This is a genomic window from Psychrobacter immobilis (assembly GCF_904846225.1).
In the GTDB taxonomy this organism is placed as follows: domain Bacteria; phylum Pseudomonadota; class Gammaproteobacteria; order Pseudomonadales; family Moraxellaceae; genus Psychrobacter; species Psychrobacter immobilis_F.
Window position 1 is genome coordinate 390,420 of sequence record NZ_CAJGZJ010000001.1, and the last position, 9,488, is coordinate 399,907.

The following is a 9,488-nucleotide window of genomic DNA, read 5'->3' on the forward strand; positions in this document are numbered from 1 at the left end:
AGCAATAAAGCAGACTGCCTTTAGTTGACAACTAAGTTAAACACTGGGATTAGTTGGTTTGTTTTAGCTCAATATTAATACCCAATGATTTGATTTCTTTGGTCAGTACGTTGAACGATTCAGGCATACCTGGATCCATATACTGCTCACCATCAACGATGTTTTTGTACATACGTGTACGGCCTTCAACATCATCCGACTTCACAGTCAGCATCTCTTGCAGCGTATAAGTCGCACCGTAAGCTTCTAGTGCCCACACTTCCATTTCACCGAAGCGCTGACCACCAAATTGAGCTTTACCGCCCAATGGTTGCTGCGTGACTAGAGAGTAAGAACCAGTAGAACGCGCATGCATCTTGTCATCGACCAAATGGTTAAGCTTGAGCATATACATGTAGCCAACCGTTACTTGACGGTCAAATTTCTGACCCGTACGGCCATCATATAATGTCTGCTGACCATCACGTGCCATACCAGCAAGCTCTAGCAAATCTTTGACTTGGCTTTCTTTCGCACCGTCAAATACTGCCGTACCCATTGGCACACCACCACGTAAGTTATCTGACAACGCCATGATGTCATCATCACTCAAGCTATCAAGATCGACTTGTTCGCCACCTACTTTATTATAGATTTGGTCCAAGAAATCACGCAAATCTTTGATCGCTGCTTGCGCTTTGAGCATGCCATCGATCTTCTCGCCCAAGCCTTTCGCTGCCATACCCAAATGCGTCTCTAGAACCTGACCGATGTTCATACGCGATGGTACACCAAGCGGGTTCAATACGATATCAACGGTATTGCCATGCTCATCATAAGGCATATCTTCAACTGGCATAATGCGCGATACGACACCTTTGTTACCATGGCGGCCCGCCATTTTATCACCAGGCTGGATACGACGCTTAACCGCAAGATAAACCTTAACGATTTTTTGTACGCCATGTTGTAAGTCATCACCTGCTGTTAACTTACGTTTTTTCTCAGCAAATTTAACATCGATGTCTTTTTGCTTATCAACCAAATATTCAGCGATTTGCGTGAGACGCTCAGAGATTTCTTCTTCAACTGGCTGGATATCAAGCAAGGTCTCAAGACTCATGTCTTTCATATCAGCCAGTGCCATAACCGTACCAGCTTTTAGACCAGAACCACCACTGACTTTTTGACCATCTAAAAGATTACCAATACGGCCACGTGCTGCGTCTTCAAAAATACGTAGCTCTTCTTTTAAATCTTTGCGGTAGCTGTCAAGCTGTGATTTTTCAATCGCTCTTGCACGCGCGTCTTTTTCGACGCCATCACGAGTAAAGACCTGTACGTCAATAACCGTACCTTTACTTGAAGTCGGTACGCGTAGTGAGGTGTCTTTCACATCAGCCGCTTTTTCACCAAAGATTGCCCGTAGTAGCTTCTCTTCTGGCGTTAGTTGCGTCTCACCTTTTGGCGTGACTTTACCAACTAAAATATCACCAGCATCCACTTCAGCACCGATATAAACGATACCCGCTTCATCAAGACTTGATAGCGCTGCTTCACCAACGTTTGGAATATCAGCAGTGATCTCTTCTGTACCTAGCTTGGTATCACGTGCCACACACGTCAATTCTTGGATATGAATCGTGGTGAAACGATCTTCTTTAACCACTTTCTCAGATAGCAAGATTGAATCTTCGAAGTTGTAACCATTCCACGGCATAAATGCAATGCGAATGTTCTGACCAAGTGCTAGCTCACCAAGATCCGTTGATGGACCATCAGCCAAGATATCACCCAAAGCGATCTCGTCACCTTGGTTCACAATGATACGTTGGTTGATACAAGTGTTTTGGTTAGAGCGCGTGTATTTGATCAAGTTATAGATATCAATACCCGCTTCACCAGCAATCATCTCTTCTTCGTTGACACGAACTACGATACGTGATGCGTCGACATCTTCAATCACACCGCCACGCTTAGCGATTACACAAACACCAGAGTCACGAGCAACGTGACGCTCCATACCAGTACCTACTAGCGGCTTATCAGCACGTAGCGTAGGAACAGCCTGACGCTGCATGTTCGAACCCATCAAGGCACGGTTAGCATCATCATGCTCTAGGAATGGAATTAGACCTGCGGCGACCGATACTACCTGACTTGGCGACACATCCATATGCGTCACTTTTTCTGGCGGCATACGAACAAATTCACCATAGCTACGCACACTGACCATTTCATCAGACAACGCGCCTTCTGCAGTTACTGGTGAATCAGCCTGTGCAATGACCGTACCTACTTCTTCAATTGCTGATAGATACTCAATAACGTCTGTTACTTTACCATCAACCACACGGCGATAAGGTGTCTCTAAGAAACCAAAGCTGTTGGTTTTAGCAAAGGTTGCTAGTGAGTTGATCAGACCAATGTTTGGACCTTCAGGAGTTTCAATCGGGCATACACGGCCATAATGGGTGTCATGTACGTCACGTACTTCAAAGCCTGCACGTTCACGGGTCAGACCACCTGGTCCCAATGCTGATACACGGCGTTTATGCGTAACTTCAGATAATGGGTTGTTCTGATCCATAAACTGTGACAACTGGCTTGAACCAAAGAATTCTTTAACCGCAGCAGCTACTGGCTTTGAGTTAATCAAATCTTGTGGTGACAAGTTATCAGATTCCGCTGAGCTTAAACGCTCCTTAACCGCACGCTCAACACGTACTAGACCAACACGGAATTGGTTTTCTGCCATCTCGCCCACTGAACGAATACGGCGGTTACCTAGATGGTCAATATCATCAACATCACCGCGACCATTACGAATTTCGATAAGCTCTTTTAGAACGTTGACGATATCATCGTTGGTCAATACACTGCGTTCGCGTTGGATATCAGGATCGTCAGTGTTATCAAATTCTAAACCAAGACGACGGTTGAATTTCATACGACCGACGTTTGATAAGTCATAACGGTCTGCATTAAAGAACATGCTTTCAAACAGTTTTTCAGCAGTCTCAACCGTTGGTGGCTCACCTGGACGCATAACTTTATAGATTTCGATCAATGCTTCTTCGCGGCTTGATGTGCTATCAGCACGTAGCGTATCAGCAATATAACTGCCTTGATCGATATCGTTAGTGAATAGAATACTAAATTCTTTGATAGATTCACTAGCTTCAAACGCACTCAATTTAACCAATAATTCATGGTCTATTGGCGTGTTGGCTTTAGCGATAATCTCATCATTAACAACGATGTCTTCAGCTAAGATACGCTCATACAAGTATTCATCAGGTACTGAAATCTTTTTCATACCCGCTTCTTCAAGCTGGCGAATACGGCGTGCATTAATACGCTTGCCTTGCTCAACAATCACATCACCTTCAGGCGATACGATATCAAACTGAGCCATCTCACCACGTAAGCGATCAGCAACCAGATCAATTTCGAATTGCTCTTCACCTTTATAGACGGCTACTTTATCAAAGAAAAGATCTAAGATTTCAGAAGTAGTAAGTCCTAATGCACGTAAAATGATAGAAGCAAGTAGTTTGCGACGACGGTCAATACGAGCAAAAACTAAGTCTTTAGCATCAAATTCAAAGTCTAACCAAGAACCACGGTAAGGGATAATACGGGCGTTATAAAGCACTTTACCACTTGAGTGTGACTTACCTTTGTCATGGTCAAAGAAGACACCAGGTGAGCGATGTAGCTGTGATACGATAACACGCTCAGTACCGTTAATAATAAAGGTACCGTTAGCCGTCATCAATGGCATCTCGCCCATATAAACGCTTTGCTCACGGATATCTTTGATAGCCGCTTTGCTGTCTTTATCTTTGCTGTCTTTGTCTTTGATAATCAAACGGATTTTGACACGCATAGGTGCAGCAAACGTTGAACCACGTAAGATACACTCACGCTCGTCAAATTCTGGCGTACCTAAATAGTACTCAACAAATTGTAACTCAGCATTACCAGAGTGACTCTCAATTGGGAAAATAGAGGAATACGCAGCTTGCAAACCAGTATTCTCACGAGCTTTTGGCTTTTTATGCTCTTGCAAAAATTGCTCGTAAGAATCTACTTGAATAGACAGTAGATAGGGAATGTCCATCACAGTGGGCAATTCAGCAAAACTTTTGCGAATACGCTTTTTTTCAGTATAAGAATATGCCATCGAGAGTCCTTACAGTAAACGTGGAAACAAATTAAAAGCGAGGCCAGCATGCATAAATACGATGCAAGCTTAGCGACGTAAACGATAATATAAAACGGGTGTTCGTATGCAACTCATATTTTTTATCAACTACTACTTTACTAATCGGTGTGTATTTAGCACACTTCATTCAATCTATAATCGGTATCTAAGTTAATCTATATGACTACTCATATCAAAAAATTCAATATCATATAATTTATTGCCCTTAAGGCATAACATGTAAATATATTTGCGAAAAAATAATTTCTACTGAGATTTATTAGACAATCTGTCCTTAAAACTCACCTTATATTTAGATAACTTGTCATTAAAACTAATATCATCGCTGATATATACCGTCTACGAGACTACATACTGACAGCAAACCATGCTAAATGGATAACCTAAAATCAGCAGCTTTTCAGAATTAATAATAATTGGGGTAACTATAACTTTTAGAATCAGTATAAACTATAGTGTTAATGGGAAAGCATGCAGACACGAAAAAATACCAAACATCTACCGACGTTTAGCTTGTTTTAACTGATTTCAAAAACTGGTATGTGTGCTTGCATGTATATCGTCTGTCCTTTTGATGGGTATCCACCGTGATGTTGCATACGTATGTTGGCAGACACAAAAGGTCAAGCTACGAATTATAGTAAAAAAAAGCTGATAATGCAAGGCATTACCAGCTTTTTTCGTACAGCGGTTAAACTATTTTAGTTCAACAGTTGCACCAGCTTCTTCAAGTTTCTTTTTCAACTCTTCAGCTTCAGCTTTGTTAACGCCTTCTTTGATTGGAGCTGGAGCGCTTTCAACCAAATCTTTCGCTTCTTTCAGGCCAAGACCAGTTGCTTCACGTACGGCTTTAATTACGCCAACTTTCTTCTCGCCAAAGCTGGCAAGAACTACGTCAAACTCGTCTTTTTCTTCAGCAGCAGGACCAGCAGGACCAGCAGCAACAGGTGCAGCAGCAACAGCAGCTGTTACGCCGAATTTTTCTTCCATAGCGCTGATTAATTCAACGATATCCATTACTGACATTTCAGCGATTGCGTTTAACACATCATCTTTAGATAGTGCCATGAGAACTCTCCGTTATCTGATAAAAATTAATTGATTTTAAAATCGCTTTGATTGCTTGCCAAATTTTAAAATAGGCATGACAATTAAGTGCAACCAGCGATGTAAAATTTACGTTAAAACAAGCAATTAAGCAGCTTCTTGTGCGTCTTTGATTGCTGCAACAGTGCGAACAAGCTTACTAGGAACTGCGTTCATAGTCTGGACAAGCTTGGTCACTGGTGCGTTCATAGTAGCCATCAAGATAGAGATTGCTTCGTCGCGAGTTGGTAGCTTCGATACGCGCTCTAAATCTTCAGGACCATAAACTTCACCACCGACTGATACCAATTTGGTCTCTAAGGCTTTGTTATCTTTGCTAAAGTCGAAAACGACTCGAGCTGCAGATCCCAAATCTTCCATAGAGAAAGCCAAAAGTAATGGGCCAGTCATACGGTCTGACATGCTCTCAAACTTAGTGCCTTCAAAAGCGCGTTTTGCTAGGGTATTTTTTACCACTTTCAAAATTACGCCTTTCTCACGGGCTTGTTCGCGTAGCTTAGTAAGCTTTGCAACACCAATACCATGATATTCGGCAGCTACTGCTGAGTAAGCATTAGCAGCAACTTCAGACACTTCAGCCACAACTTGTTGTTTTTGCTCTAGCGTTAATGCCATAAGTTGACTCCTTTAATCTTATCAATCAGCTGATTGTTTGAACATTTAAAACTGAGTTTTAATGACTCAAACGATTAGCCTAGACTGACTTGATACGACACGTCACGAGCAAATTTAAAAAACTCACTCATAACGACTGATTACGGCACCGTTATCAGAATGACATCAAGTGATAGGTTGCCCTATCGGCTCTTATCAACAACTGGGTGGGTCACCGTCTGCGTAGGACAACTAAGATTTTCATCTGTCGTCGATTAACAAAAACAGCTCATGGCTATCAATCATAATCTAAAGATTATTACTGATAGCTTAAACCGCTTTCTACCTACGGTCTTAGACAGCGTAGCAGTTGCTACGCTGACCTAATTCTTTGAGATAATAAATACTCTTTATTCAAAATTGTTGAATAATGAGTGATTCTTTATACTATATAGATTATTTAGCTACGCGATAAGGAACAGGATCAATCGTGATACCTGGGCCCATCGTGCTAGACAAGGTAATTTTCTTAATGAAAGTACCTTTAGAAGTAGCAGGTTTCGCACGTTTTAGATCAGCTAATAGCGCTTGAGCGTTTTGCATAACTTGCTCAGCAGTAAAACCAACTTGACCGATAGTCGTGTGGATGATACCTGCTTTGTCTACGCGATACTGTGCTTGACCAGCTTTAGCATTAGCAACTGCTTCAGCTACGTTAGGCGTTACCGTACCAACTTTTGGGTTAGGCATCAGGCCACGTGGACCTAGAATAGTACCTAACTGACCAACGACACGCATTGCATCAGGAGCAGCAATAACGATATCAAAGTCCATGTTGCCGGCTTTAATTTGTTCTGCTAGGTCTTCAAAACCAACGATATCTGCACCAGCTTCTTTAGCGGCTTCAGCAGCAGCGCCTTGAGCAAATACAGCAACGCGTTTAGTCTTACCAGTACCAGCAGGTAAGTTAGTAGCGCCACGAACCACTTGATCAGATTTACGTGGGTCAACGCCCAAGTTTACTGCAATATCAATTGATTCTTTGAATTTTAGTGCTGGCAAATCGTTTAGGATTTGAACCGCTTCTTCAAGAGTGTATAACTTTTCGTTTTCTACACGCTCAGCGATTAATTTTTGACGCTTAGTAAGTTTACTCATTTACACACCCTCCACGGTAATACCCATTGAACGTGCAGTACCAGCGATGGTACGAACAGCAGCATCAAGATCAGCAGCAGTTAAGTCTGCATCTTTAGTCTTAACGATGTCTTCTAGTTGTGCACGGTCAACTTTACCGACTTTAGCGGTGTTTGGTGTACCAGAACCTTTAGCAATACCAGCAGCTTTACGTAGTAAATACGCAGCTGGTGGTGATTTCATGATGAAGGTAAAAGATTTATCGCTATATACAGTGATCTCAGTTGGAATCGGTAGACCCGGCTCTTGGTTTGAGGTCGCAGCGTTAAATTCTTTACAGAACGCCATGATGTTCACGCCTTTTTGACCCAATGCTGGACCAATCGGTGGTGAAGGATTTGCTTTGCCTGCAGGCACTTGCAGTTTGATGTAACCATCAATCTTCTTAGCCATGATTTTCTCCTAAATGGGTAATAACGCCAAATCAATATCGTATAATATACGTTGTTGATTCACGGCTCCCCGGTTGATGAATTTTTTCTGGTTTAGTCTAGCTTCTCAACTTTACTAAACTCAAGCTCGACCTGAGTCGGTCGGTTAAATACGTTTACAGTCAAATGTAGCTTAGACTTCTCATAATCTACTTTTTCTACCAACCCTTTAAAGTCAGTAAATGGACCATCGATAACCAACAACTCTTCGCCTGGCTCAAACAATGTCTTAGGACGTGGGTCAGCTTCAGTCTGATTGAGACGATTTAATATACGATCAGCTTCTACTTGCGTAATAGGTGCTGGCGTTTCAGGCGTACCACCAATGAAACCCATAATACGAGGACAATCTTTGACGATGTGCCAAGTATTGTCATTCATTTCCATCTGGATCAATACATATCCTGGAAAGAACTTGCGCTCGCTTTTACGCTTTTTGCCATCTTTCATTTCGACGACTTCTTCAGTAGGAACCAATACATCACCGAATGACTCAGCAAAGTCACTACGATTAATACGATCAGTTAATGAACGTTGTACTTGCTTTTCATATCCTGAAAACGCTTGGACAATATACCAACGCATATCACGCTCCTAATCGTTATTATTCAATAATTTAAGTGAGAATATTTAAATCGAAGCGACTCGTAATACACGATATAACGCTTCACATTAAAATATCTAACCAATAAATATGCCAACAAACCAAACAAAAAAGTTATCTAGCAACCAAACAAAAAACCCAACAATAATAATCATGACAATAACTTGCCATGTATATTGAAAGGTTTCGTCTTTACCTGGCCATGTCACTCGGCGAAGCTCAACAGCAGCGTCTTTTAATAATATTTTGAAAGCGCGGCCTTGATGCGTTAATGCCAAGCATACCAAAGCAAGTATAATAAGGACGACAATAATACTAATACGTACCCAAACATCATTGGCTGGTTGCCAATAACCGGGCAAGTACTGATTAACTAAAGTCGCCCCTATCAAAAATATTGCAGCAAGTAGCCACAAGATCAAATCTTTTATTGAGCCAGTCTTGGCCACTTCAACAGCAGTCGTTTGATTGCCCGCTGAGATGTGCTGACCTTTAGACAGCATTCCACCAGTACCCGCCTTGGCATCAGATAACTTAGTCTCGAGGTTATCTTGATTATTGCTCATAAAGAACTCGCTTCGGAGATGGTGGGATACAACAAAGATGTGATAAAAAGATGGCAGGCGATGTAGGACTCGAACCTACAACCCTCGGTTTTGGAGACCGATGCTCTACCAATTGAGCCAATCGCCTATGGGTGTAAAGGACAGCATTATACAATACTTAGTATAAAATGCAAGCCTTTAGCGGTAAAATTTCTTTTACCGTGCTTTCTATTGTGTATAATTGCTCTTTTATCAATTAGTATTCTAATAATACTGGTGATATAAGCAAATAATAAAAGGACGGTTAATATAACAAGCTATTCTGTAGATTACAATAGAATGAAAAAATAAATCTATAGCAATGACATATTTAAAAAACCATATAGTTAAAAAACCATATAGTTAAAAAACCATAAAATCACTACAGTACTACTGGAATGAATTTTTCGAAGCCTCTGTCTGTAACGGCACAGCAAGCGAGAAAAATTTATACCAGTAGTATCTGATGATTGATGTATCGATTTAACTTTTCATCGACTATAGCTTGCTATCAAGTGGTGGATAGTCACTAATATTTTTATTTGAATAAATAATTACGTGATAAGTATCAAAACAATCTTTTCCATCATCCAAAAAAAAGCCACCCTCAAATAGAGGATGGCTTTTCACTGATCAATCACGTCTATCAGAATACTCTGATATCGGTAATCTTAGTTGCTTACGTTAGCAACAACACCAGCGCCTACAGTACGGCCGCCTTCACGAATAGCGAAGCGAAGACCTTTGTCCATAGCGATTGG

7 protein-coding genes, 1 tRNA gene and 1 pseudogene are annotated in these 9,488 nt (G+C 41.3%); all 9 read right to left on the reverse strand.

Features of this window, described 5'->3' with window-relative positions; all coding sequences use genetic code 11:
* Nucleotides 1–49: 49 nt before the first annotated feature.
* Nucleotides 50–4,168 carry a DNA-directed RNA polymerase subunit beta gene (gene rpoB / locus JMX48_RS01660; RefSeq protein ID WP_201533536.1) on the reverse strand — a complete coding sequence of 1,373 codons (4,119 nt, stop codon included), beginning with the start codon at nt 4,166–4,168 and terminating at the stop codon, nt 50–52.
* 738 nt (nt 4,169–4,906) lie between these two features.
* Nucleotides 4,907–5,278, reverse strand: a complete 372-nt coding sequence (rplL, locus tag JMX48_RS01665; protein ID WP_201533538.1) for a 50S ribosomal protein L7/L12 — start codon at nt 5,276–5,278, stop codon at nt 4,907–4,909.
* A gap of 126 nt (nt 5,279–5,404) precedes the next feature.
* A complete protein-coding gene (gene rplJ / locus JMX48_RS01670; protein WP_201533540.1) occupies nt 5,405–5,932 on the reverse strand; it encodes a 50S ribosomal protein L10 in 528 nt (175 codons plus the stop codon).
* Nucleotides 5,933–6,367: 435 nt separating this feature from the next.
* Nucleotides 6,368–7,069 (reverse strand): 50S ribosomal protein L1, encoded by a 702-nt coding sequence (gene rplA / locus JMX48_RS01675; protein WP_201533542.1) that lies wholly within the window; start codon nt 7,067–7,069, stop codon nt 6,368–6,370.
* A complete protein-coding gene (gene rplK, locus JMX48_RS01680) occupies nt 7,070–7,501 on the reverse strand; it encodes a 50S ribosomal protein L11 (protein ID WP_010201717.1) in 432 nt (143 codons plus the stop codon).
* Between the two features lie 92 nt (nt 7,502–7,593).
* Nucleotides 7,594–8,124, reverse strand: coding sequence for a transcription termination/antitermination protein NusG (nusG, locus tag JMX48_RS01685; protein ID WP_021813160.1), 531 nt, complete (start codon nt 8,122–8,124; stop codon nt 7,594–7,596).
* Nucleotides 8,125–8,220: 96 nt separating this feature from the next.
* Nucleotides 8,221–8,709 (reverse strand): preprotein translocase subunit SecE, encoded by a 489-nt coding sequence (gene secE / locus JMX48_RS01690; protein WP_201533544.1) that lies wholly within the window; start codon nt 8,707–8,709, stop codon nt 8,221–8,223.
* 51 nt (nt 8,710–8,760) lie between these two features.
* Nucleotides 8,761–8,836: transfer RNA gene (locus JMX48_RS01695), tRNA-Trp, on the reverse strand.
* A gap of 562 nt (nt 8,837–9,398) precedes the next feature.
* Nucleotides 9,399–9,488: pseudogene (locus JMX48_RS01700) on the reverse strand (elongation factor Tu); the annotation flags it as partial.